21 protein-coding genes are annotated in these 25,656 nt (G+C 62.3%); 16 read left to right on the forward strand and 5 right to left on the reverse strand.

Annotated features, from left to right (window positions below; genetic code table 11):
* Positions 1–27: 27 nt before the first annotated feature.
* Complete coding sequence (locus ABSB13_RS02790) at positions 28–1,299, reverse strand: acyl-CoA dehydrogenase family protein (RefSeq protein WP_428105338.1); 1,272 nt, start codon at positions 1,297–1,299, stop codon at positions 28–30.
* 346 nt (positions 1,300–1,645) lie between these two features.
* Here ABSB13_RS02790 and ABSB13_RS02795 point away from each other — a divergent pair, with 346 nt between their 5' ends.
* The 13 genes from ABSB13_RS02795 (at position 1,646) to ABSB13_RS02855 (ending at position 14,691) form a co-directional block, all read left to right on the forward strand.
* Positions 1,646–2,812: a hydrogenase small subunit gene (locus ABSB13_RS02795; protein WP_428105339.1), complete on the forward strand. Its 1,167-nt coding sequence runs from the start codon at positions 1,646–1,648 to the stop codon at positions 2,810–2,812.
* 4 nt (positions 2,813–2,816) lie between these two features.
* Positions 2,817–3,707 carry a hydrogenase 2 operon protein HybA gene (gene hybA / locus ABSB13_RS02800; RefSeq protein WP_428105340.1) on the forward strand — a complete coding sequence of 297 codons (891 nt, stop codon included), beginning with the start codon at positions 2,817–2,819 and terminating at the stop codon, positions 3,705–3,707.
* A complete protein-coding gene (gene nrfD / locus ABSB13_RS02805) occupies positions 3,704–4,888 on the forward strand; it encodes an NrfD/PsrC family molybdoenzyme membrane anchor subunit (RefSeq protein WP_428105341.1) in 1,185 nt (394 codons plus the stop codon). The genes hybA and nrfD overlap by 4 nt, the downstream gene beginning before the upstream one ends.
* A gap of 14 nt (positions 4,889–4,902) precedes the next feature.
* Positions 4,903–6,603 carry a nickel-dependent hydrogenase large subunit gene (locus ABSB13_RS02810; RefSeq protein ID WP_428105401.1) on the forward strand — a complete coding sequence of 567 codons (1,701 nt, stop codon included), beginning with the start codon at positions 4,903–4,905 and terminating at the stop codon, positions 6,601–6,603.
* Entirely contained in the window at positions 6,600–7,175 is a 576-nt protein-coding gene (locus ABSB13_RS02815; protein ID WP_428105342.1) for a hydrogenase maturation protease, read from the forward strand. The genes ABSB13_RS02810 and ABSB13_RS02815 overlap by 4 nt, the downstream gene beginning before the upstream one ends.
* A 64-nt stretch (positions 7,176–7,239) precedes the next feature.
* A complete protein-coding gene (gene hypF / locus ABSB13_RS02820) occupies positions 7,240–9,579 on the forward strand; it encodes a carbamoyltransferase HypF (RefSeq protein WP_428105343.1) in 2,340 nt (779 codons plus the stop codon).
* Positions 9,580–9,593: 14 nt separating this feature from the next.
* Complete coding sequence (locus tag ABSB13_RS02825) at positions 9,594–9,860, forward strand: HypC/HybG/HupF family hydrogenase formation chaperone (RefSeq protein ID WP_428105344.1); 267 nt, start codon at positions 9,594–9,596, stop codon at positions 9,858–9,860.
* Positions 9,853–10,983, forward strand: a complete 1,131-nt coding sequence (hypD, locus tag ABSB13_RS02830) for a hydrogenase formation protein HypD (RefSeq protein ID WP_428105345.1) — start codon at positions 9,853–9,855, stop codon at positions 10,981–10,983. Before ABSB13_RS02825 ends, hypD begins: the two co-directional genes overlap by 8 nt.
* Positions 10,980–12,020 carry a hydrogenase expression/formation protein HypE gene (hypE, locus tag ABSB13_RS02835; RefSeq protein WP_428105346.1) on the forward strand — a complete coding sequence of 347 codons (1,041 nt, stop codon included), beginning with the start codon at positions 10,980–10,982 and terminating at the stop codon, positions 12,018–12,020. Before hypD ends, hypE begins: the two co-directional genes overlap by 4 nt.
* A 20-nt stretch (positions 12,021–12,040) precedes the next feature.
* Positions 12,041–12,877: an enoyl-CoA hydratase/isomerase family protein gene (locus tag ABSB13_RS02840; RefSeq protein WP_428105348.1), complete on the forward strand. Its 837-nt coding sequence runs from the start codon at positions 12,041–12,043 to the stop codon at positions 12,875–12,877.
* A gap of 13 nt (positions 12,878–12,890) precedes the next feature.
* On the forward strand, positions 12,891–13,232 hold the full coding sequence (locus ABSB13_RS02845; RefSeq protein WP_428105350.1) for a hydrogenase maturation nickel metallochaperone HypA/HybF: 342 nt from the start codon (positions 12,891–12,893) through the stop codon (positions 13,230–13,232).
* The gene (gene hypB, locus ABSB13_RS02850; RefSeq protein ID WP_428105352.1) at positions 13,232–13,921 is read left to right on the forward strand and encodes a hydrogenase nickel incorporation protein HypB; all 690 of its coding nucleotides are present in this window, start codon (positions 13,232–13,234) and stop codon (positions 13,919–13,921) included. Before ABSB13_RS02845 ends, hypB begins: the two co-directional genes overlap by 1 nt.
* Before the next feature lie 599 nt (positions 13,922–14,520).
* Complete coding sequence (locus ABSB13_RS02855; protein ID WP_428105354.1) at positions 14,521–14,691, forward strand: hypothetical protein; 171 nt, start codon at positions 14,521–14,523, stop codon at positions 14,689–14,691.
* Positions 14,692–14,787: 96 nt separating this feature from the next.
* Here ABSB13_RS02855 and ABSB13_RS02860 read toward each other — a convergent pair whose 3' ends face one another.
* Complete coding sequence (locus tag ABSB13_RS02860; protein ID WP_428105355.1) at positions 14,788–16,653, reverse strand: APC family permease; 1,866 nt, start codon at positions 16,651–16,653, stop codon at positions 14,788–14,790.
* A 459-nt stretch (positions 16,654–17,112) separates the two neighbouring features.
* On the opposite strand from ABSB13_RS02860, the gene ABSB13_RS02865 reads away from it, so the two are divergent.
* Positions 17,113–18,075, forward strand: coding sequence for an antibiotic biosynthesis monooxygenase (locus ABSB13_RS02865; protein WP_428105357.1), 963 nt, complete (start codon positions 17,113–17,115; stop codon positions 18,073–18,075).
* A gap of 83 nt (positions 18,076–18,158) precedes the next feature.
* A complete protein-coding gene (locus ABSB13_RS02870; protein ID WP_428105358.1) occupies positions 18,159–19,289 on the forward strand; it encodes a hypothetical protein in 1,131 nt (376 codons plus the stop codon).
* A gap of 9 nt (positions 19,290–19,298) precedes the next feature.
* Here ABSB13_RS02870 and ABSB13_RS02875 read toward each other — a convergent pair whose 3' ends face one another.
* The 3 genes from ABSB13_RS02875 to ABSB13_RS02885 are packed head-to-tail and all read right to left on the reverse strand — an operon-like array spanning position 19,299 to position 24,239.
* Positions 19,299–20,681, reverse strand: coding sequence for a carbohydrate porin (locus tag ABSB13_RS02875; RefSeq protein ID WP_428105360.1), 1,383 nt, complete (start codon positions 20,679–20,681; stop codon positions 19,299–19,301).
* 7 nt (positions 20,682–20,688) lie between these two features.
* Positions 20,689–23,418 carry a molybdopterin-dependent oxidoreductase gene (locus ABSB13_RS02880; RefSeq protein WP_428105362.1) on the reverse strand — a complete coding sequence of 910 codons (2,730 nt, stop codon included), beginning with the start codon at positions 23,416–23,418 and terminating at the stop codon, positions 20,689–20,691.
* Entirely contained in the window at positions 23,415–24,239 is an 825-nt protein-coding gene (locus tag ABSB13_RS02885; protein ID WP_428105364.1) for an FAD binding domain-containing protein, read from the reverse strand. Before ABSB13_RS02885 ends, ABSB13_RS02880 begins: the two co-directional genes overlap by 4 nt.
* A gap of 324 nt (positions 24,240–24,563) precedes the next feature.
* On the opposite strand from ABSB13_RS02885, the gene ABSB13_RS02890 reads away from it, so the two are divergent.
* The gene (locus tag ABSB13_RS02890) at positions 24,564–25,649 is read left to right on the forward strand and encodes a substrate-binding protein (RefSeq protein WP_428105366.1); all 1,086 of its coding nucleotides are present in this window, start codon (positions 24,564–24,566) and stop codon (positions 25,647–25,649) included.
* Positions 25,650–25,656 lie beyond the last annotated feature (7 nt).

Raw genomic sequence — 25,656 nt, forward strand, 5'->3', positions numbered from 1 at the left:
GCGACCGGCTAAATGCGACCGTAGCTGCTATGCGTGCCCGTGGCCATCGCTCTCGGCCAGGATGTGTCGCGCGCCAGCCAGGCTCAGGACCTCGTTGGTGCCGTCCTCGATTAGCGAGGCGCGCGCATCGCGGAACAACTTCTCGATCGGATATTCCTTGCTCAGTCCGTTGCCGCCGAAAATCTGCAAGGCGTCGTTGGCCACCTCGAACGAGGCCTGCGTGCAGAAGGTCTTCGCGGCGATCGCATGTTGCAGCGAAGGCGCCCCCGACGAGCTGTTGTAAACGGTGACCGCTCGCGACAACGCGCGGCATGCCTCGACCTTGGTGAACATTTCGAACAGGCGCTTCTGTACCAGCTGATGCTCACAGATGGGACGCCCGCCCTGGATGCGTTCCTTCGAGTAGTCCAGCGCAACCTCATATGCGGCGCGAGCAAGCCCGGTAAATGCGGTGGACATGCCGCCGTTGGCCATGGTCAGGGTCGCCATCGTCTGTTGCTCATAGGTATCGGAGTTCACGACCATGTAATGGCGCGGGATGCGCACGTTCTCGAAAAAGATCTCGCCCTGGTTGAGCGCGCGCTGCCCCATTTGGTTGAGCGGCTTGCCCTTCGACACTCCCGGCAGGTTCAGTGGAACCACTGCGACGCCGCCGCCGGACATTCCCGTCGCTGCACCAGGCGATCCGGGTTCGATCCTCAGATAGAGCGCCGCGTGAGTCGCGATGGTGCCGTTGGAAACCCACGCCGCCTTCTGGCCGCTGATGACGTAGGAGTCGCCTTCGGTACGCGCGACGACTTCGCCCTTCACCTTCGGATCGTGAAACTCGGGCGTGCCTACCATCAACTGATCGGATCCATGGTTGGGCTCGGTGATCGCCCAGCATCCTATGAACGCGGCTTCGCGGTCCTCGATGAACGGCTTCATGATGGTTTCGTACAGATCGGAATTGCCGCTGAGGCCGGCGATCATGGCCGGAAAACCCGCGACCCCGATTGCTATCGACAAATCAACCGATCCCCACGCCAGTTCCTCATGCAAGATGTGACTGCCGAGCGGATCGAGTCCCAGCCCGCCCAGCGCCACCGGGATTCCCGCCACATGATAGCCAAGGCCGTACGCCTTCTTCATAACCTGTCTCAGCGGGGAATTCGGCGCGATGACATCCTGGGGATCGGCCATCCGGTCGAGTTCGATCGCCGCCGGACGCATCACTTCTTTCGCGAAGCGATGAGCGGTCGTGCGAATCGACTCGTACTCTTTCGGGATCCCGATAGAGAGTTCACGGTAAGTATCCATCGGCCTGTCTTCTCCTCGCTATGCGGCTCGAGAGAGTCGCTGGTGCATAATTGATCGGTTTTGACTTTCGATAGGTGAGCATCGAACGTGCCATGCGTGCCCGCACCAGACTTCGCGCAAACGCGTTAGATGCTTTATCCGGCAATACAATCGGCGAGTCCAGATCGGATGGAGCGAAAAGGCTCACGTGGGTGCTTTCGATACAAATTGCCGAGCACGGTGGTGGATTTCTCGCCTGGAGGAGTACACAGAGAGAGTGTATCGAACTGATACAATGGCCGATGTAATATAAGGTTGGCTTCTGTTCTCCCGAAAGAGTATAGGAAGACACATAGGCGGTGACATCATGCGTACTCCCCTCGCCGATTCCTCAAGAGTTCTCGAAACCATCGATGAGCGCCTGAAGCGGAGTGGCATCAGCCGCCGCGCCTTCCTGAGGTTCTGCTCCTCCCTGATGATCGCCGCACCATTCGGCCTGGCGATCACCGATTTGAAAACGCCCGAGGCCGTCGCCCAGGTACTCGGCAAAGTTATTCGCCCGCCCGTGATCTGGCTTGAGTTTCAGGACTGCACCGGCTGCACCGAGACGCTGCTGCGGACTTCCCACCCGGGCGTGGACGATTTGATTCTGAACATCATCTCGCTCGAATACCACGAGACGTTAATGGCGGGTGCGGGCACGCAGGCCGAAGCAGCGCTCGCGCAGGCCATGCACGATTACGCCGGCAAGTACGTCTGCGTGGTCGAGGGCTCAATCCCCACTCGGGACAAGGGCGTCTATATGAAGGTGGCCGGGCGGCCAGCCACGGAAGTCCTCGCCGACGTGGCGGGAAAGGCTGCGGCCGTAATCGCCATCGGCTCCTGCGCTTCCTGGGGAGGGATTCCCTCGGCCGATCCGAATCCAACCGGTGCGGTCGGCGTCGCCGATCTCCTGCCACAAAAAACGATCGTAAACATCCCGGGATGTCCACCCAATCCCTACACGCTGCTCGGGGTAGTCCTGCAATTTGCCGAATCCGGCACGCTGCCTGAACTCGATGCGCAACGGCGTCCGAAGTTCGCGTTTGATCGCAACATTCATGACCAATGCCCGCGACGAGCGCACTTTGATGCCGGCCGCTTCGTAAAACAATACGGCGACCATGGCCACCGCGAAGGCTGGTGTCTGTATAAGATGGGCTGCAAGGGTCCTGACACACACGCAGGATGCTCGACGCGGCATTTCAACGAGATTCCCGACGTGTGGCCAATCGGTATCGGCGCGCCCTGCGTTGGATGTACCGAGAAAAGCATCGCGTTCCGCGTCCCGATGTTCCAGACCGTGAAGATCCACGAGGTGACACCGCCCGACACCTACGCACCGATCTACACGCCGCAGGGCAACATCAGTCCGGTGGCCACCGGTGTGGCCGGCCTCATCGGCGGCGCTCTGGTCGGTGCAGGTTTCATGGCGTCGAGAAAACTGGGCTCGGCCGGCGATTCCGAGTCGGAATCGAAACCTAAGAAGGAGTAGTCCCGTGGGCATATCCAGACGCTCCGCCCTCAAGGTTATGGCCGCCGCCACCGCGACCATGGTGGGCACTACACTCGGCGTGCATCAGACGCAGGCCGCAGCGGTCGTGCCCCGACCCGACGCGGTGGGGATGTTGTACGACGCCACGCGCTGCATCGGCTGCAAGGCATGCATGGTGGCGTGCAACGAAGCCAACGACGTGACGCCGGACACCAGTGCGTCCGGCGGTCTGTGGGACATGCCGCTCGACCTTAACGAGCACGCCAAGAACATCATCAAGCTCTACCGGGATCCGGCCACCGGCGCACAGTCATTCGTCAAACGGCAGTGCATGCATTGCCTCGATCCGGCGTGCGTCGGCGCCTGCATGCTGGGCGCGATGAAGAAAGGCGACAAGGGCATCGTGTCCTACGATCCGGATCTCTGCATCGGCTGCCGGTACTGCGAGATGGGCTGCCCGTTCAACGTCCCCAAGTTCGAATGGTCCAAGGCCATCCCGAAACTGGTCAAGTGCGAGCTGTGCCGACACCGCAGCCAGGGTCCGGCGTGCTGCGAGGTGTGCCCGGTGGGCGCAGTCATCTACGGGAAGCGCACCGATCTCCTTGCTGATGCACATCAACGGCTCGCACAGAATCCCGGCCGCTATGTGCCGAAGGTGTACGGCGAGCACGAAGCGGGCGGCACGCAAGTGCTGTATCTGGCGCACGTCGACTTCGAGAAGCTCGGCCTGCCGGCGTACAGCGACGAGCCGGTGCCGAGGCGCGTGCGGACGATTCAGGACACCATTTACAAAGGCTTCGTAGCCCCGGTGGCATTGTACGGCTTGCTCGCGGCGGTGATGCTGCGCAACCGCGAGAAGCCCGACAGCACGAAGCGCGAGGATGGCCAACCATGAACGCCCACGATCGTCCGCAACCGCTCGGCGGAACCATCTTCACTCGACCGGTGCTGGCGCTCGCGGTCTTCGCGGGGATGGCCGGCCTGCTCATCGTCTGGCGGTTCATTGTTGGCCTGGGTGCGAGCACCGCGCTCAACGACGGCTACCCATGGGGTCTGTGGATCGCGTTCGACGTAGTCACCGGCACCGCGTTGAGCTGTGGCGGCTACGCGGTGGCGTTGCTCGTGTACATCCTCAACCGCGGAAAGTATCACCCGCTCATGCGGCCCGCATTGGTCACCAGCGCCTTCGGCTATACCATCGCCGGCCTCTCGGTGGTGATCGATGTGGGCAGGCCGTGGATCGCCTACAAGCTGCCGTTCTTCTGGCATTGGAACTTGAACTCGGTGCTGCTCGAAGTGGCCTTGTGCATCATGACCTACACGGTCGTGCTGTGGCTCGAGCTGTCGCCGGCGTTCCTCGAGTGGGCGCGCACCAGCACCTGGTCCGCGTTCCGCCGGATCGGCAATTTCGGGCTCCCGGTGGCGGAAAAGAGCCTGCTGTGGCTTGCCGCGCTCGGCATGCTGCTGCCCACGATGCACCAGTCGTCGCTCGGGTCGCTGATGCTGCTGAGCGGGCCGCGGCTGCATCCACTGTGGAACACGTCGCTGCTCCCGCTGCTCTTCCTCCTTTCGTGTATTGCGATGGGGTTCGGGGCAGTCGTGATGGAGAGCGCGCTGTCCGCGAAATTTCTCGGCCGCAAATCCGAAACTGACATGCTCGCCGGACTCGGCTACGCGATGCTGCCGCTGCTTGGGCTGTACCTCGGCATTCGGCTGATTGATCTTGGCGTCCGCGGACAGTTCGGGCCGCTGTTTGCATTCGACATGTACAGCGTGATGTCGCTCATCGAGTTGGCGCTGTTCGCTGCGGCCGGGGTGATGCTGTTGACGGACCGCCAACGGCGCGACGCGGGCAACCTGTTCCGCGCCGCGATGTTGCTGGTGCTGGCCGGCGCGCTCTATCGCTTCGACGTCTTCCTCGTAGCCTTCCAGCCGGGCCCGAACTGGTCGTACTTTCCGAGCGTCACCGAGATCCTTGTGACCAGCGGGCTCGTGGCCGGCGAGATCGCCGGTTTCATCGTGCTCATTAAACTCTTCCCGATCATGGCCGGTGAGCCGCGAACCGCGGCGGCTTGACCAGAAGGAAAAACATTATGGCTCGCATCTCGATAGACCCGATAACTCGCATCGAAGGGCATCTGCGCATCGATGTCGAGGTCGATGGGGGCGCCGTGCAGAAAGCATGGGCGAGCTGCACCATGTGGCGCGGAATCGAGACGATTCTGCTCGGGCGCGATCCCCGCGAAGGCTGGGTTTTCACCCAGCGCTTCTGCGGAGTTTGCACCACGGTCCACGCCGTCGCCTCGGTGCGCGCCGTAGAGGATGCGCTCCAGCTCGAGATTCCGCCCAACGCGCAGTTCATTCGCAACCTGATTCTCATCGCGCACGCCCTGCACGATCACATCGTTCATTTCTATCAATTGTCCGCACTCGACTGGGTGGACGTCACGACCATCCCCAAGGCGAGTCCCACCCGCGCAGCCGTTATCGCAGACGGCGTCGGCGCCTGGGAGGGAAACTCCCGTCGCAGGCTCGAGGATGTTCAGAACAAGGTCAATGGCTTGATTGGGAGCGGCCAGCTCGGGATTTTCTCTCACGGCTACTGGGGCCATCCGGCGATGCACTTGAGCCCGGAACTGAACTTGATTCTGTTTGCTCACTATTTGCAGGCGCTGGAATTTCAGCGCAAAGCCTTGCAGGTGGTCGGAATTCTCGGCGGGAAAACTCCGCACATTCAGAATCTGGCTGTTGGCGGCGTGATGAACGCGATTAACTTGAACAGCCTCGCGACGATGAACATGGACCGGCTCGGGATGATCCAATCTCTGCTCCAGGATTTGATTCCGTTCGTGCAACAGGCCTATTTCGTCGATGCCTGCCTGCTCGCCGCCTCCTACCCCGAGTGGTTCCGCTATGGACGCGGCGCGGCGAATTATCTTGCCGTCCCTGACCTGCCGCTGGATGCAAAGGCCACGCAATTCGATCTTCCCGGCGGCGTTATCCTCAACGGGAATCTCGGTTCCGTGCGGACAATTCAAAATTGGAATGACCAGGCCCTCCGCTCTGCCGTTGCCGAGGATGTCACGCACGCGTGGTACCAGGGAGAAGGCCCGCAGCCTCCCTTTCAGGGCAAGACCGATCCCGACTACACCGACTTCCATGAGGACGGCAAGTACTCGTGGGTAAAAGCGCCGCGCTACGACGGTCACCCGATGGAGGTCGGTCCGCTTGCGAATGTTCTCGTAGGCTACGCCGCAGGCCATCCGCTCACGCGCAAATGGACCGACAACGCTTTCAAGAAAATTTCGTCGCTCCGTGGTCCGAATCTGACGCCGGATAATTTGCAATCGACAATGGGGCGGTACCTTGCCCGCGCGATCCGCTCGGCGATGCTCTCCGACCTGGCGCTCCAGCACTGCCGGTTGCTCACCGCCAACATTCTTAAAGGCGACGACACCACCTACAATCCTCCCGTATTCCCGCAATCCCAGATTACGGGCGTGGGCCTGCATGAAGCACCCCGTGGCACGCTTTCGCACTGGGTTGTCATCGACAAGGGGACCTTCTCCAACTATCAGGCGGTTGTGCCCAGCACCTGGAACGCCAGCCCCCGCGACCAGCAGGGCGTTCCCGGGCCGTACGAAAGTTCGCTCCTTGCAAACCCGGTGGCCGATCCGTCCAGGCCGCTGGAAGTACTCCGCACCGTCCACTCCTTCGATCCATGCATGGCGTGCGCGTGTCACACGTTCGATGCAAGCGGCCGCGAAATCGCTCAAGTGAAGGTGCTATGAGCACTCGTGCCGGCGGGATACCCGCGCGAACCCGCGTCGTCGGCATAGGTAACGTTCTTCTTGGCGATGACGGCTTTGGCCCATTGGCCGTGGAAATGTTCCGTAGCAGGTACGAATGCGGCTCGAACGTTGAAATTCTCGACCTCGGCACGCCTGGGTTCGATCTCGCGCCGTATTTGTACGCCGCGGACCTGGTCGTAATCGCAGATGCTGTTCATGCCCAGGAGAAGCCCGGCACGTTGTGCATCTACTGCGAAGACGATCTTCTGGCTCGCCGGGCCCAGCTTCGCCTGACGGCGCACGATCCGGGAGTTCGGGAATCTCTCGCGCGATTGAGGCTGACCGGTCACGCCCCGTCCGAACTCATCATCATAGGTGTCGTTCCCGAGTCGTGCGACCTGGGCAAGGGTTTTAGCCCCTCAGTGCTGAGCACCTCCTCGGTTGCTGTCGATAACATCGCTCGCTTGCTGGTGGAGCGCGGCGTCGATTGCCGGCGCCGGCATGCTCCGGTCCCGCCGAATTTCTGGTGGCTGTCTGGTGATGAGCAGTCTAAGTTTGTCGCATCACATTGAGCGATGAAGAAACCTGGGAACTGGTCGCCTATATGCTCTCGGTCGACGGGCCCGGGTTGAAGTGATGGACGCACCGCACCCAAGCTGTAATCTTGCGCCGCCCGGGGATCGCACCGAAGGCCGGCGGATTAGAATCGGGGGCACGGTTCAGGGGGTCGGATTTCGTCCTTGGGTGCATCGGCTCGCCGGCCGCGAACGCGTTCGCGGGCGGGTGTGGAACAGCTCGACGGGCGCCACGATCGAGGCGTTCGGCACAGCGCAGATGCTCGATAGATTCGTCCGCCTGCTTTCTGCCTCAGCACCACCAGCCGCGCGAATCGAGGGCATCGTTTGCGAAACGATTCCGCCCGAGCATCTCGAACGTTTCGAAATAGTCCAGAGCCGCCGCGGTGCCGAGCGTCGGCTTGCGATTCCGCCCGATATTGCGATTTGCGCCGATTGCTTGTCCGAAATTTTCGATCCAGCCGACCGCCGCTATCGCTACCCGTTCACCAACTGCACCAATTGCGGGCCGCGCTTCACCATCACGCGCGACATTCCCTACGATCGGCCGGCTACCACGATGGCGCGTTTTGCGATGTGCCCCGAGTGCCGTTGCGAGTACCAAGCCGTCGCCGATCGCCGCTTCCATGCCGAGCCGAACGCGTGTCCCCGGTGCGGCCCTGCTCTTAGCATCTTCGATCCGAGCGCTGATCAAACCGCGGCCGAGCCCGACGCGATTCGCGCCGCCGCTCGCGCGATCGCGGCGGGCCGGATTGTCGCAATCAAGGGAATTGGCGGGTTTCACCTCGCCTGCGATGCGACCAGTTCCGCCGCGGTGCGGCGCCTTCGCAGCCGCAAACGCCGCGAGCAAAAGCCGCTCGCCGTGATGGTGCGCGATCTCGCTGAGGCCCAACGCCTGGCGGATCTTACCCAAGCCGAAACTGCCGTCCTGGTCTCCAGCGAGCGGCCGATTGTTCTTGTCCGACGGCGCGACGACGCCGAACTCGCCGGCGAAATTGCGCCCGATAATCCGATGCTCGGGCTGATGCTTCCATACTCGCCGCTGCATCACTTGATCGTGGCTGAAGCCGGCCGCCCGCTCGTGATGACCTCGGGCAATCTGTCCGAGGAACCCATTGCCTATCGCAACGACGAGGCTATCGCGCGGCTCGGCGCGGTCGCCGACCTGTTCGTTTTGCACGACCGCGAGATCGTGACCCGATGCGACGACTCGGTCGTGCGAGTGCTTGCCGGGGCCCCCACCGTGATCCGCCGCTCGCGCGGTTATGTGCCGCGCGCGATCGCGCTCCCGCGAGCGTTCAGCCGTCCCGTGCTGGCGTGCGGAGCGCAGCTCAAGAATACGTTCTGCATCGGCGTCGGCGCCCGGGCGTATCTCGGGCCGCATATCGGCGACCTTGAAAATCTCGACACCTTCCAGTCGTTCGAGGAATCGATCGCGCGGATGGAGCGCTTTCTCGAGGTGAATCCCGAGGTCATCGCCCATGACCTGCATCCCGACTACCTTTCGACCTTGTATGCGCGCTCGCGCAGCGGCTTGGTCGCGGTGCAGGTTCAGCATCATCATGCGCACGTTGCCAGCGCGATGGCGGAGCACGGACTTACCGGCCCGGTGCTCGGCCTCGCGTTTGACGGAACCGGCTATGGAAGCGACGGCCACGCGTGGGGCGGTGAATTTCTGCTCGCGGATTTCGCCGGCTTCACGCGGCTTGCGACCTTTCGTCCGCTCGCGCTTGCCGGTGGCGATACTGCCATTCGAAAGGTGTGGCGGATCGCGCTTGCGATGCTCGATGACGCTTTCGCCGCGGCGGCGCCGCTCGATGACTTGGCGCTTTTCGCGGAGATCGCGCCGCGCGACTTGACCGTCGTGCGCCGGATGATCGCGACCCGATTCAATGCGCCGCTGGCGCACGGCCTCGGCCGCTACTTCGACGCCTTCGGCGCGCTGGTGCTGGGACTTACGCAGGCGAACTACGAGGGCCAGGTCGCGATGCGCCTGGAATGGGCAGCCGATTCGGCCGAACGCGCGCACTACCGCTTCGACGTCGATCGCAACTCGTCGCCATGGGAAATTGATCTGCGCCAGGCGGTGCGCGACGCGGTGCGCGATCTGCTGCGCGGTGTCGGCGCGGGCGTGATCGCGGCTCGCTTTCACAATACTCTTGTGTGCGCGGCCGCCGAGGTCGTGCGCGCGGCGTCGGCGAGCGTCGGGCGGGTGCCGATCGTGCTGACCGGCGGATGCTTCCAGAATGCGCGCCTTGCGGAAGGAATCGCCTCCGCGCTCGCGCGGAATTTCGACGTTTACACGCATCGTTCGGTTCCGCCCGGCGACGGCGGTATCGCACTGGGACAGGCGATGGTCGCCGACGCGCGCACGCGCGCAGGGGGTTCGATATGTGCCTAGGCGTTCCCGGCAAGGTGGTGTCGATCGATGGATTGCTGGCCACCGTCGATTTCTTCGGCATCCGCCGCAACGTGCGGCTCGATATCGTCGATGAGCCTGTCGAACCGGGCGATTACGTGATGAATCACGTCGGCTTTGCCATTTGCCGCATCCCGCCCGCTGAAGTAGACGAAACATTGGCGCTGTACGAGCACCTGCTGGCAGCAATCTCGAAAGAAGATCTGCTGGCCGCCGACATCCGGGCCGAGATCGGCCCGGCCGGCGAAAAGAAAAATGAGTGACATCGGCGGCAACCGGCTCCAGTTCCGCGATCCCGCGCGGGCGGCCGCGATGGCGGAAATGCTCGAGCGCCTGGTGCGGGAAATCGGCCGCGATCCCGTGTCCGTGATGCATGTGTGTGGCAGCCACGAGCAGGCGATCGCGCGCTTCGGATTGCGCGCGATCTTCCCGCGCCAGCTTGAAGTCATCATGGGCCCGGGATGCCCGGTCTGCGTGACCGACATGCCTGAAGTGGACGAGGCGGTCGCGCTGGCGGAAGATGGCGTGCGAATCGCCACGTACGGCGACATGCTCCGTGTGCCCGGGACTGCGCGATCGCTTGCCGACGCACAGGCCGCGGGCGCGAAGATCGATGTGGTGTACAGCGTGGCGCAGGCGGCGCAGCTCGCGGCGAAGCTCGACGAGGAGCTGGTCTTTTTCGCCAGCGGCTTCGAGACCACCGCCGTCGCGACAGCCGCGTTGATCCTGAGCGGACCGCCGGCAAACTTTTCGATACTCTCCGCACACAAGTACATCCCGCCGGTGATGGAAATCGTCGCCGAGATGCCGCAAACGCGCGTCGAGGGTTTCCTCGCTGCGGGGCACGCGGCGACGATCACCGGCTGCGCCATTTTCGAACGCTTCGTCGAGCGCCATGGGATTCCGGTGGTCGTGGCCGGCTTCGAACCGCTCGATATCCTGGCCGGGCTCGGCAAGCTGCTCGAACTAATCCGCGACCGCCGGGCCGAAGTTGCAAACATGTATCCGCGATGCGTCAGGCGCGAAGGCAACCTCCGCGCGCAGGAAGTGCTGTGGAAGGTGTTTCGGACTGTGGGCGGGCGATGGCGCGGAATCGCGCACGTTCCCAACGGCAACCTGCGCCTGCGCGATGAATGGTCGCACTTCGACGCGCGCCGGCGGTTCAAAATCGACGTGAGCAGGCTCTGGGAGTTTGCGCCGCCGAGCCTCGCGCAAAGCTGCATCTGCGGCGACATCATGGCGGGCATCGCGTCGCCGTCGGCCTGTACGCTGTTCAGCAAGGAATGCGTGCCCGACAATCCAGTTGGCGCGTGCATGGTCAGCAGCGAAGGCACCTGCCGGATCTGGCATCAGTACGGCGGGCAACTCGACCTGAGGGATTCATGAACGCGTCCGGAATTGCGCCTGACGCAAAGGTGATGCTCAAGCATGGCGCCGGCGGGCGCGCGATGCGCGAGCTGATCCAGCAGGTGTTCGTCGGCGATGCGAAAGCGCCGGCCGACGGCGGCATCGGACTTGCCGCCATGGACGACGGCGCGGCATTGCGCGTGGGCGATCAGTGGCTGGTGATGACGACTGATTCATATGTGGTCAAGCCACCGTTTTTCCCCGGCGGCGACATCGGCCGCCTCGCGGTGTCGGGCACGGTGAACGATCTGTCGATGATGGGCGCGACCGAGATCGCCGCGCTGACCTGCGCCGTGATTATCGAGGAGGGCTTCCCCCGCGCCGACCTGGAACGAATCAAGGCGTCGATCAGCGCCGCCTGCGCGGAGGCCGGAACCGCGATCGTTACCGGCGACACCAAGGTGATGGGCCGCGGCGAGATCGACGGAATCGTGCTCAATACAGCCGGCGTGGCCTTCACGCGCCGCCTCGTGCCCGACTGCGGGCTTGCGCTCGGCGACCAGATTATCGTGACCGGCACGATCGGAGATCACGGGCTCGCCGTGATGGCGCTGCGGCATTCGCTGGAGCTCGAAGGCGAGCTGCGCTCCGACGTTGCCCCGCTCAACGGCTTGATCAGGCGCGCGCTCGAGGCCGGTGGCGAGGGCGTGGTCGCGATGAAGGATCCGACCCGCGGCGGACTCGCCAGCACGCTGCACGAGATGGCCGCGAAGAGCCGCGTCGGTATCATGCTCAAGGCGTCCCGGATTCCGTTCAACACCAGTGTTCAGGCCACCGGTGAGCTGCTGGGGATCGATCCCATGCACGCGGCGAACGAGGGCAAAGCGGTGCTCGGAGTGCGCCCCGACGCGGCTGCGAGCGTGCTTGCGGCGCTGCGATCGCATCCGCTCGGAATGCGCGCCGAGATCGTCGGGAGCTGCGTCGCACAACGCCCGGGCTTTGTTATCCTCGACACCGGGTTTGGGCTGCGCCTGCTTACCGAGCCGGAGGGAGAGCTTTTGCCACGAATCTGCTGAGCGAATCCGGTGATGCAGCGATGAAGCATATCAAAGTGGAGCGCGACGACGGGATTGGCATCATCACGATCGACCGCGTCGAGCGGTTCAACTCGCTCGATGTCGCAACGGCGCAGGACCTGCGCAAGGCGGGCCTTCAGCTCGCGCGCGACGACGGCGTGCGCGCCGTTGTAATTCGTGGCGCTGGCGGAATCTTCTGCAGCGGCGCCGATCTGAAGTATATCCGCGCCGGCGGGGACGCCGCCGACCTGAGTTATCTCGCACCCAAAGCAGGCGGCGGCGGTGATGATCGCTACGGTGAACTGTTCAAGCAAATCCTCGAGTACATCCACAGCACCATCTCCGAGATCAAACGCGCGCCGAAGCCGTTTGTCGCAGCGGTGGACGGCGTCGCCGCCGCCGGCGGCTTCGGAATCGCGATGGCGTGCGATCTCGTGCTGGCCTCCGACCGCGCGAGCTTCGAATGGGCCTACAGCAAGACCGGCCTCACCGGCGCCGAGAGCTCGACGTTCTTTCTGCCCAAGCTCATCGGGCTTCGCCGCGCGATGGAAATGGTGCTGATGAATCCGCGGATCGATCCTCAACGCGCGCTGAGGATCGGACTCATCAACGAGGTCTATCCCGCGGCCCTGTTCGAGGCCGAGACGATGGCGGTTATGCGCCGGCTTGCCGACGGACCGACCGCCGCATACGCGGTCGCCAAGCGTCTCATCAACGAGGCGGCGGGCGTCGACCGGCTCGACTACCATCTTGACCGCGAACTCGAGAGCCTTGCCCGAATCGCGGACACCGGCGATTTCGCCGCGGGAATCGACGCGTTCTTTTCCAAACAGCCCCCGCGCTTCAACGGCAGGTAGGCGGTCCGCCGCGATGCACGAATATTCGATAGTAAGTGCGCTGCTCGAACGCGTTAGCGCCGAGGCGCGGGCGCACAACGCAACCTCGGTATATCGCCTCACACTGCGGATCGGCGACGGCGCCGGCGTCGAGCCCGATCTGTTGTCGAAGGCTTACGAACATTTTCGCGCCGGCACGATCTGCGCCCGCGCCGAACTCTGCATCGAGCCCGTCGCGGAGCGATGGGTTTGTCCCGTGTGCGGCCGAACCCTCGCACGCGGTGCAGTCCTGAGCTGTGAAGGATGCGGAATGCCGGCGCGCCTGATGTCAGGTGACGAAATCATACTCGAACGAATCGAAATGGAGGTGCCGTGATGTGCCAGGACTGCGGATGCGGTGACCCGGAGATCGTGCCGGTTGTAGTTCACGAACGCCTCCTGTCCGGCAACGACCGGGTTGCGCGCCATAACCGCGAGCATTTCGCCGCGCACGACGTGCTGGCAATCAACCTGATGGGCTCGCCCGGTTCTGGTAAGACCGCGATTCTGGAGGCCACGGCGCGAGCGCTCGCCTCGCGCCACCGGTTGGGCGCCGTGAGCGGCGACCTCGCCACCGATCGCGACGCCCAGCGGTTGCGCGCCGCGGGAATCCCGGCGGCGACGATCACCACCGGCTCCGCGTGCCATCTCGACGCCGAGATGGTGCATCGTGCGCTGCACGACTTCGCCCTCGACAGCCTCGACATCTTCGTCATCGAGAACGTGGGTAATCTCGTCTGCCCGGCGATTTACGATCTCGGCCAGACGCTCAACGTCGTCGCACTCTCCGTCACCGAGGGCGAAGACAAGCCGCTCAAGTACCCCGTGATGTTCCGCAACGCGCAAGCAGTGCTGCTGACCAAGATCGACCTGCTGCCTCATCTCGGCGGTGTGAGTCTCCAGATGTTCAACGATGCGCTTGCGCGAGTGATGCCGGAGCCGCGGACCTTTCCGGTCTCGGCGCTCACCGGCGAGGGAATGGATCGATGGCTGGAGTGGCTCGAAGCGAGCCGCCCTCGCGTGTGAAAATTCAGAATGCTCCGAAGGGCGCCGCTCGAAGAACAGCTCCGCGTCCGGGCCACCGCATCAGCGCGAACCGTCTCTGCAGGCAGCCGCACCGTCCGCAATAGAACCAGGCGCCCTGTCCGGCCGCGAAGGCTGGGCGGGGCGCCAACTTTGCACGGCAACAGGAATCAGAGAGTCGAAACGGAAGTCCGGGTTACGCGGTCGTGAAACTATCGTCAGTCTTGAGTTCCAGATGCGACCAGATAGATCGAGCCATCGGGCAGGCGATACACGTGGGTGTAGGGAGGCCATCCTTCGATGCTTTTGATCAATTGGGGCTCTCCCTCGATCGCCTCCAGGACTTCCTCCCAGTCTTCGACTTCAGCCTCCCCAACTCTGTGGTAACTGAAATCTCGCTCATACACCATGACACATTGGATCATCGACGGGACCTCGCTTGATCATCGGCATGGCCGCAATCCGCCTGTCAACCGAGGCGCATATCATTTAAAACGCGTTCTTTTGGCGAAACGGCGGCGAATGGCTAATCGCGCACGAACACGTTTCTGTGCCGGTCGATCTGACAACCAGAAAGGCGGACCTCCAGTCGAAGCTGCGGGATGAAAACGAAATCGCTGATCGCCGTTTACAGTGCATTGACCGATCGAGTCACCTTGCAGCTGTTCGGCGGGCTTCACCATCGCTACGAACGCCTCGCCGCAGCCCCGAATCTCACACCAGATGGATTTTTGCGCGCGGGCGCGGCGGGAGGCGCGGTCTCGAATGCCTGAGCCAGATGAAGCTGGGTTCGAAGGTTGTTCGCCCACTTCAATTGGTAAGATCGAGGCTGCGCGTTTGCTTGGCCCGGCAACCCGCCTCGATCGCCGTCAACGCAGATACCAGGGCACTTTGACGATCACGATTCGGTGCGTCCCCTGCGTCAGCAGGCGAGCCGCGATCGTCTGGGCGCGCTGGTTGTGAAGAAAATATTGGTACCAATGCCGTTCGACCAGCTCCGGGAGCAGCACCGCGATGGTGCGATCCGGGTTTTGCCGCTCGATCTCCAGGACATGATCGATGATCGGCTGCACCACGAATCGAAACGGTGACTTGAGCACCGTCAGCCGCGGGACGGTCTGCTTCGCCGCACGCGCCGGCTCTTCCACGCGCGACGGCCACACCCGCTTGAGCGAGTTGCTACTGTCTTCGCTTTCGATATGCAGCACTTCGACCTCGCGCGACAGCGTCATCGCGAACCGCAAGGCGCTCTCGGCGATCGAACTCCACTCGATGATCGGCACTATCACTATGGGTTCTTGCAAATTATCGAGCTTCAGATTGCCGGGCGCCGCAGTTTCCCGGTCGATTTTTCGATAATGGCGGCCGACCGCGAGCATCACGACCACCAGCGACGGCACCAGGATCACCACCATCCAGGCGCCGGCCATGAACTTGACGGTAGCCACGACCACTACCGTCACGGCAGTGGCGGCTGCGCCCAGCCCGTTCACCGCCATGCTGGCGCGCGCGCCGCGCCCCGGCTTCTTCCACCAATGCGCGACCATCCCGCTCTGCGACAGGGTGAAGGCCAGAAAGGCTCCGACTGCGAACAGCGGAATCAGCCGGTCGGTGACGCCGTCAAACACCAACAGCAGGACTCCGGATAAAATCGCCAGCAGCCAGATGCCCTCCGAGTAGACCAGCCGCCGCCCCTGGTTGCCGAATGAGCGAGGCAGATAGCCGTCCTCAGCCACCGCGCGGCAAAGTCTCGGGAAGTCGGCGAACGAAGTATTCGCAGACAGGCACAGCACCAGCAGAATCGAAACGATGCTTACCCAGTAAAAGATTCCCCGGCCAGCGACCGCGCCGATCAATTGAGATAGAACGCTCTGGTACTGTGAGGTCCCCGGTTCGGTCGCGCCGATACGGTAGGCATGGGCGAGGTAGGCGATGCCGAGCAGCAGCACCATCAGGATAACAATGATGATCGTGAGAGTGCGGCGCGCGGCCGGCACTACCGGCTCGCGAAACGCCTGAACGCCGTTGCTGACCGCCTCGACGCCCGTCATTGCGGTGCAGCCGCTGGCGAACGCGCGTAACAGCACCCACGCGCCCGCGGCTTCGGTGGCCTTGGCGAGATGCGCCGGGGAAACCACGGGATGCGGATGCCCACCCGCGGAAATCGTCGCCAGCACGCCCCAGAATACAACGGCGCCGAGAGTCAGTATAAAGGCGCAGGTCGGCAGCATGAACAGCGTGCCCGCCTCGCCGACGCCGCGCATATTCACGAAGGTCAGCAGAGTCAGAACGACCAAGCATAGCATGAGCGTGTAAGGCTGCAGCGCCGGTATGGCCGAGATCAACGCGCCGATGCCGGCCGAGATTCCGACCGCGACATTCAGCACGTAGTCGGTCATCAGCGCGGCCGCGGCCAACAGACTCGCGTTCGTGCCGAGGTTTGCGCGCGCGACCGTATAGGAGCCGCCGCCGCTGGGATAGGCCGCGATGGTCTGCCGGTAACTGATGTAGATGATGCCGAGCAGAATGGCGATCGCCACGGTGATCGGAAGGATGAACGTCAGTCCCGCGGCACCGAGCGGCAGCAGTACGGTTAGCGCCGCCTCGGGACCATATGCGGCGGAACTGAGCGCATCGAGTCCGAAGATCGGCACGCCGGTAGCTGTGCCGATACGCTGGCCGCCCGCCTCGTCGGAGGCAAGCCGGCGGCCAAGAATCGCGTCGATCAGTGACATTGCCTGGGCCGTGAGTTAGCGCGGGAGGGCACCCGGTTATCTTATGAGATAGCCCGTCCCACGCGAAACTCTCGATAAGGGACTAGTGGGACGCTGCCCTCAACCTTACTCAACCGTCCAAGCCCGACCGTTCTCTTTTGAAGATGGATCAATCGCGAGTCGATCTCTTGTGCGTCAGGCGTGGATGAAACCGCCTCACTTGCCAACAGAGATTTTGGCCGCGTCGCGCGCGCAAACGGCCGGAGAGTGGTTTTCTCCAGTGCCGCGCAGCATGCGAATGAACCCGCAGGTGCACGCTATTTCGCTGCTTCGAGCAGAGAATCCGCAGACACGGGAACTCTTTGGCGGAGGGAAGTCTTGCGAAATGATCACTCAATCGCGATAGTTTGCGGTCTCGGGCTTGGGTATCTGCCATAACTGGATGCATGACAGCACCAGCGTCACCAATCGGGGGCTTCTATGAATGATGACTCGACTGAATCGCGCGAAGCGCACGCTCTCCAGCCGGCCACCGCGATCGCATCTCATCTGGTGCGCGCTGACAAGGCCGACGAATATTTCAAGGCGCAGACTGCTATTACTGAAGCGGCCCGGAAGTTCCCTGGATTCGTCGGCACGGAAGTACTTAGCCCGATTCCCGGTCTGCAGGCAGAGTGGGTGGCGATTTTCCGTCTCGAATCCAACCAAGCGATGAAGCGATGGCTCGACAGTCCGGAGCGCGCGCAACTTACGGCGCGAATCGAGGCCTGTCTCTCGGAGCCCTCGCACACGTTGCTGCTCGCGAGCGATGATGACGCTGAACCGCCGGTCGCGATGGTTTTTACGCATCGCGTCCCCAAGGACAACGTGGAGGACTACCTGGCGTGGCGGCGCAAGGCGATCGATGCGCAGGCGCATTTCCCCGGCTATCTCGCGACCGAGTTTTTCAAGCCGCACGGCACGTTTCAGAATGAGTGGGTGGACATCGTGCGTTACGATTCCGTTGACCATCTCACTCATTGGATGGAGTCGAAAGAGCGGCAAGCGCTGCTCAAGGAACTCGAGCCGATCGTCGAAAGCATGCATGCGCATCGGGTGACGGGCCTCGAAGGATGGTTTGCGCTCAATCGCGGGCGCGCCGCGACGGTCAGCGGACCGCCGTCATGGAAGCAGGCGCTGGCGGTATTGTTCGCGCTCTATCCCACGGTCATGGTGCTGAGCTTTCTTAATCCGCTGATGCACAATTTGTCGTTCGCGGTTCAGATGCTGATCGGCAATATTCTTTCCGTCGCATTGCTTACATGGCTGGTCATGCCGCGGGTGAGCCAATTTCTGAATTTCTGGCTGGCAGCGCGCGTTCGCGATTGGAAGAACGAGGCGCTCGGGCTATTTGCGGTCGCAGCCGGCCTCGTCTTGTTTGTCCTCATATTTCAGGCCGTGTGACCGATTGTTGAATTTTTTCGGTGCGTGACAGCTTTCATCCGGCGACTGGTTGAAGATTTGCCCGTTTCTAGGTATGGATGCTGATGCGCAAATCTAAATTTCGTCTTCCCGCAGCGTTCGCCGTAACACTGATTGTCAGCTTCGCAATCGGCTGCCGCGCCAACGCCCAAAGCGCGTCCGATCAAAGCTTGCCCGATTACATGAACGTGATCGTCGGCAACGGCGCGCCCGCGGCCAAACCCCAGGTCGCCGAACAGAATGTGCTCGCGCTCGACATTGCGATGTTTGGCCTGTACGACGACGCGCAGGCGAAGTTTCAGAAAAATTTTCTCGCACAGCATCCCGTGATCATGGCCCTGTTCAGCAATCAGGGTGGGAAGCTCACGCTCTACCGGCCCGGCAAGCCGCCGTTGGACGCTCCGCAGGTCCCGATTCGCTATCAGGTTTACAAATCTGTGGGGCATTCGGCCCTGGCGGTGTTCGAGCTTGCAGCTTCTCACCTCGGTACCGTTTCCGATCAATCGTGGATGGGGCAGATGCGCGCCTTCCGTGCTTCGAACCAGACCGCGCTCGACAGTCTTGACGCGATCGACTTAAGCGCCGACGCGCGCGAGAACCAGCGCAAAATCCTCGAGGGCAATCTCAAGTTCATGGACCTATGCCTTAGCAAAGGCAGCTACACTTTCGCCGACATCCAGCAATACGCCCAGGAAGTGAAGCCTTTCCTCGCCAAGGATGTTTGGCTGGGGGCGACGACGCAGGTTGAGCATTGGATGAAGGTGGTCAAGGACTGGAAAGAGATACTCGGCCCGGATTGGGATAAGACTTACGGGGTCAGCAATACACTCTATGTGGCGCGCCAGAACAACGTCCTATTCAGCGTGCTCGCCCAATTCTTCGGCAAGGACGCGATGAACACGCGCCTGTTTCTGTTCGAGACGTCGGCGTTCGTTACTACTCCCGAGCAAATGCTCGACGTGCTCATTCGGACCGTTGCCGATCGCTCGGTCGGCCAGGTGTTCTTCGGCAACTACTATCTCATGGACTACGAGCTGATGGGCGGCGATGGCCGTAAAGCGATACAAGCCGAGGATAAGAAGTACGGCGTTGCGGTGTTCCTGCCGCCAGCGGTGCCGTTCCATTCCACCGAATGGCCTTTCAGGATCGATCCGAGCCAGGGCGAAGGGCCCGCAACCATCGAAGATATCAAGTAGCCGTCGAGCCTAGAACAGGACCGTGAGCTGCGCCGTCATCGCGACCGCGCCGTGCGTGCGCGGACTCTCGCCAGGATTGGGAATGTAGCTGAGCACGGGCTCCAGGAAAGAGGCGCCTATCAGATGCATCTGGTAGTACGTCTGGAGGATGGCCTCGTTGCTGCGAAAGCCGTATCTCCGATTCAGCCACGACCAGGCCAGCCCCGTGCCGATTGAATCCACCGGCCGATGGGGTATCAGGCCGAAGCCGGTAAACCCAGTGCCGAAGAATTTGTTCGCGAGCATCGTGCGCGAGTCGTTGATGCCGAACTGGAAGAAGCCCGAGACACCGCTGTTGTCCACGCCGGCGTTTTGCCTCCACAGACGCTGCGAACCAAACGTATATAACCCTTCGGCTCCGCTCTGCATGGTGTTGGGACCGTACAGCTCGCCGGTTTGAGCCCATCCACCCGCGGCCAAATTCCCAATCAGTTTTTGATCGGTGAGACTCCAGGCGTAGCCAGCCTCGGCGATCGTGAAATAGTGTCCATCGAAGACCGGGTCCTCGCGCAGCCCTGTCTCTATGTGTCTAGCCAAAGCGCCGTCATAAAACGCGTAGGTGAGATAGAAATTTCTGGTCGGCGCGAGGTTCGCGGTTATTCCATACGCAGAATTGTAGTATCCCGGCGCTGCACCAATCAGCGTCGGGTTCTTGAAGATAGCCGTGTAAATGAGTCCCGTGACCGCCGGGATTTGGAGACTGGCATCTGCGGTGGGTACAGCCCGCGAGACGTTGTTGAAGTCATAGGTCGGCACCGTCTTGCCGACTCGAATCACGATCTTGCCGGCGAGCAGGATCTGCCGCCACCAGAGTTCGTACAGTTGGGTGCGAACCAGCGGCTTCGGTCCCGTCAGCCCGTCGTGTCCAGTGACGACGCCAGCCTTGGCGTTCGCGGCCTCGCCGTTGAGCTGGAGCAATTCCGCGTCGAGCGAGCCGCCGGGAATGCCAGCCAGCTTCTCGGCGTCCACGTTCAGGTTCAGCAGCAGCAGGCTGTCGAAGCTCCACGTCCGTGGCTTCACTCCGCCGGTGAACAGATAGTCCGCGTTACCGATCCACAAGCCGCCGACGCGAACTCCGGGAATATTGTCGAGTCCGATCAGCCGGCCCAGCAAACCCCTTCCGGGAATGATGTTGGCGGCGCCGGGGTTTGCGCTGATCGGCTGGAGCGTATCGCTGGAGAGCGCCCCCGCGATCGACGATGACGGCGTACTTGATGCGGCCGGGTTCGATGACGAAACTGCCTGCGGGACAGCGTCGGCGCCGGATGCGTCACGCGGCAAAGAAGACAGGAAGCTGATCGCGCACAGCATCCCCGCCGTGGCGAGCACCTGCCGGCTGAGAGAGCGCTTCATCTGACGCTCACGCGCCTTGGTTCTGGCTGCTCTCGAAAATGCGCCGGTAAATCCGATCGGGCGTCAGCGACGAGTCGTGGAAGCGGATGCCGGTAGCGTCAGTCAGCGCGTTGGCCAGCGCCGGCGCGATCGGATAGATCGGCGCTTCGCTCATGGACTTGGCGCCGAGCGGACCGAACGCGTCGTGCGTGTCGGCGAAAAAGATCTCGGTACGTTCCAGGGCGTCGGCATAAGCCGGAATGCGATAGTTGCGAAAGCTCGGATTGATCATGCGTCCGCTCTCATCGAAGACCATCTTTTCCTGGAGCGTCCAGCCAACCCCTTGTGCGACCGCGCCATCGATCTGCGCCCGACACTGCATAGGATTGATGATCACGCCGCCGTCGGCGCCGTGAACGCTCTGCAGGATGACGATTTCGCCGGTGATGCGATTGACCGCGATGCGAAAACCCTGCACCTGGAACGTGACGCTGCGCGGAGTTCCGTAAGCCTTGCGGACAACTTCCAGCGGACGTCCAGCCTTGCGCGACGCCGCGAACAAATCCGTCAGCGCAACGCGCGTGTCGTTGTAAAAGATGGCGTCGTGCTCGAGGCGGCAGGCGTCACGGCCGACGGAATAATTTTTCGAGGCGAAGGTCAGCATCCTGTCGCGCAGCGCTTCGGCCGCCATCCGCGCCGCGTTCCCCGCCACGACCGTGCCCGCGCTGGCGAACGCTCCCGTGTCGTAGCCGGTGCTATCGGTGTCGGATTGGATGACTCGCACGCGCGAGGCGGTGCTGTTGAGTACGCTGGACACGATTTGCCGATGAACTGTCGTGGTCCCATTGCCGAACTCGGCGGTGCCGATCGCGAGGTGATAATTGCCGTCTGCGCCAAGGCCGAGCCGCGCCTCCGAACGATGCTCCGTCGGCGGCACGGCGCCATGCATGGAAATCGCCATGCCACTGCCTTCGAGCCAGTCGGCGCCGGGCGGACGCTTGACGCCGTTGCCGCGCGTCATGGCGGCCTGCACGAGGTCGATGCACTGGTCGAGGCCGTAGCTGCCAAACTCGGTGTCAGAAGCGGCGTTGCTCTCGGCAATCATCGGGTCGTCGGGCTTGACCACGTTGAGGCGGCGAAATTCGTACGGGTCCATCTTCAGGCTGCGCGCCAGTTCGTCCATCGCGGACTCGACCGCGAAAATCGTCTGCGTCATTCCGTAACCGCGGATCGCGCCGGCCGGCACCATGTTGGTGTAAACGGTGTAGCCATCGACCTTCTTGTTGGGGCAGCGGTACACGGCGACCGCTTCGCCGCACGCGGCATACAGGGTTTCGCCGCCGTGATTGCCGTAGGCGCCGGTGTTGGAAACGACGCGCAACTCCATCGCCGTCAGAGTGCCATCGCGTCGCGCCCCGACTTTCATCATGACGCTCATCGGATGGCGCGTGGTCGCGGCGATAAATTCCTCTTCGCGGGTGAACTCGAGCTGGACCGGACGGCCGGTCTTCAAAGTGGCGAACGCGCAGATGTCTTCGGTCAGCACTTCCTGCTTGCCGCCGAAGCCGCCGCCCACGCGTTCGCAAAAGACGCGCACGCTGTCGGGCATGAGATCGAAAAGGTAGCAGAGCTTCTGCTTGGTGATGTGCGGCGTCTGGCTGCTGGTGCGGACGTTGAGCCGATCCTTGTCGAGCCACGTGATCGAGCCGTGCGTTTCGAGATGCGCGTGCTGGACGCGATGCGTGGTGTAAGTCCCCTCGTGGATCACGTCGGCCGCTTTGAATCCCGCCTCGACGTCGCCGACGTTGCCGTGGATTTCGAGCAGGATATTTTGCCCGGGGCGCCGGATACGGGACTCCGCGCCCTTGTCGTGAATGACGGGCGCGCCCTTGCTCATCGCTTCTTCGGGATCGAAGACCGCGGGCAGCAGCTCGTAATCGATCTCGATCTTGCGGCATCCCTCTTCCGCCGCTGCCTCGCTTTCCGCCACGACGGCGGCGACCCGCTGGCCGACGAAACGCACCACGTTGTCGAGGATGTAGGTGTCGTTGGGATCGACGTGATAGTCGTCGTGAGTGGCGGAGGTGAACAGGAGCCGCGGCACGTCCTCCCAAGTATACACCCCGCGGACGCCCGCAACGGCCAGGGCGGCATCCTTGCTAATCGCCACGATGCGCGCGTGGGCGTGCGGCGACCTCAGCAGTTTCAGATGCAGCAGGCCGTCGATCGCGGTGTCGAGGGTGTAGCGGACCTTGCCGGTGACGATCGCTTCCGCGGCTGGCGCCAGCAAGTCCGCGCCGCAAGACTTGCCGGGCTGGTCTTCCTCGACGGATTTGACGCCGTGGATCGCGTCTTCGATCGAGTGATAACCGGTGCATCGACAAAGATTGCCCTTGAGCGAGCGCGGCAGGTCCTTGATGTCTTCTTCGCGCAGGCTCGCGGCAGTCATGATCATGCCAGCGGTGCAGAAACCGCACTGGAAACCAGCGGCTTGCATGAACGCCTGTTGCATCGGATGCAGTTCCCCGTTCTGCGCGAGGCCCTCGATAGTGGTCACCTCGTGGCCGTCGGCGCGAAAGGCCGGGATCAGGCAGCTATGAACCGGGACGCCGTCGAGCCACACGGTGCAGGCGCCACAGTCGCCGGCGTCGCAACCTTTTTTGACTCCGAACCATCCCATCTCGCGCAGGAAAGTTCGCAGGCACTGGCCGGGCCGTGGCTCTTCCGAGAAAGTTTTGCCGTTGACGAGGTAACTCACGGCTGCACCTTGTTCGAGAGTTCGCGCCGAATCTCTTCCGCGAAATAAAAGGTCATGTGCTTCCGATACTCCGGCGTTCCATGAACGTCGTCAAAGAACTTCGGAATTTCACGCTCGAGCCGGGCGCGCAGACCGTCCGCGTCGGGAAGTTTCGGAAACTTGAGCCGATGCGGCCGCTCGGTCGAAGCGGAAACCGTCAGCATGAAGACTCCGTCCTGCGGCTCCAGCGTGCCGGCCAGCAGCGCGGTCGATCGCCCCAGATGAGTCAGCGATACTCGACGGAAGCAGGTTCGCTTGCGCAGAGCGGAGGCCGGCAGGTCGATACTTCTGAGCAAATCGCCCGGCTGCAACACATTCTTATGGTTGCCGGTGACGAAATCCTCTACCGCCACGCGACGCTCGCCGCCATCGCGATTCAGGATCCTGCAAATGCCCTCGAGCGCGACGGTCAGCGAAATCATCGGACCCGCGGGCAACGACATGCAGACGTTGCCGCCAACGGTGGCCGTGTTCCAGATTTTGAACGACGAAAGGAACGCGCGGCAGCATTCACCAATCAATGGCGCGGCGGTCCAATCCGCCGGTGCGGTCAAGGCGACGAGCTTGGCGATCTGGCAAGTGGCGGCAATCTCGAGGCCTTGTTCACTGACGGTCAACGGCTGCCAGCCGAGGCCCTGCAGATCGATCAGACGGCGCAGATGAGGCTGCGGCTCGGAGAACAGCCAAGTGCCTCCCGCGAGCCATGCGTCTCCCTCGCGCCAATCGATCGTTGCGTCCACAGGATTCGGACGCGCAATCTCCCCGATGGTATTTAAGTCCACGCAATTCCCCCGCACGGACGTGTCGAGCAGTAACTTCTTGTCGGTTTTTTGACTACCGGCAGTAGTTGACGCCTGCCTTCAGTCGCGTGAGGCGGCACTTCTAAGTACTGTACCCCGTCGTCACAATCAAGTTGGAGAGATTTGGCGCAATTGAGGAAGCGTCGAGGAGTTGATGCGGCAGTGGATTAGCTCCAAGATCGGGACGACTATCGACGAGGAAGATGGAGAGAGAGCCACATGAGACGAGATCTACTTAAATCCGTCTGTATTTTATCGTTTGCATTTCTAATTTGTTGCGCCGGACCGGCGATATCAACAAGTGCAGTGGCCGCCGACCCGATCAAGATTGGCGCGGTGCTGCCGTTCTCGGGCGGCGTAGAGCTTTACGGGATACAAGCAAAGCTCGGCCTTGACCTTGCTGCGAAGGAAATAAACGCCGGCGGTGGCATCCTCGGCCAGCCGCTGAAGGTCATCTACGAAGACGACCAAACCGATCCGGCGGTAGCGGTGAAGGCGACGCGCAAGCTGATCGAGCGCGACGGCGTGCTAGCCGTGGTCGGGCCAATCACCTCGAGAAACTTAAATGCAATCAAGCCTACGATCGAGCGCATGAAAACCCCGCTGCTCTATGCCACCAACTACGAGGGAGGCGCATGCAGTCGCTATATTTTCTCGTTCAGTAGCGTTCCCAATCAGGAGCTCGCCCAACTGCTGCCCTATATGAACCAGACCTTCGGCAACACCTACTACATGCTTGGAGCCGACCATGCCTGGCCGCATAAGATGTTCGAGGATGCGCAGCCAATCATCCTGGGGCTCGGCGGCCACATTCTTGGCAAGGAGTTCACCACTGGAAGGGAAACGGATTTCACCCCTCTGATCGGACGGATCGTCGCGACCAAGGCGAAGGTTCTGTTGTTCGCGCTGAAGGGCGATGGCTTAAGCTTCATCCCGCAGGCGCATGACCTCGGACTCCTCAATGACGTCACTGTCGCCTTCCTCGGCTTGTCTGAGACCGACCTCCCCGCCTTCGGTGGCAAGGGTCAGAACATGTTCGTTGTCGTGCCGTTCGTCGCCTCGAGCGACATGCCATCAGTCAAGGCGTTTGTCGCCAAGGTCAAGGCCGAAGCCGGCGCCGGTGCTATAGTCTCGAACTACGTGATGACGCACTACGACGCCCTGATTGCGATGAAGGCGGCACTCGAGAAGGCCGGTAAAGTCGACAAAGAAGCTATGATCAACGCGCTGGAAGGGCTGGCGATCCAATCACCCACAGGAGCAGTGACGATCGGCAAGAACCACCACGTGACGATGAATATGTTTCTTGCCAAGACTGAGGGGCCCGGTCTCGTTACTGTCCGTGCGCTAGGCGAGATCGCGCCGGAGCCTGGCTGTAAGTCAGATGAATAAGCATACA

The sequence above is a fragment of the Binatus sp. (SeqCode) genome (assembly GCF_050013435.1).
Lineage (GTDB): Bacteria > Desulfobacterota > Binatia > Binatales > Binataceae > Binatus.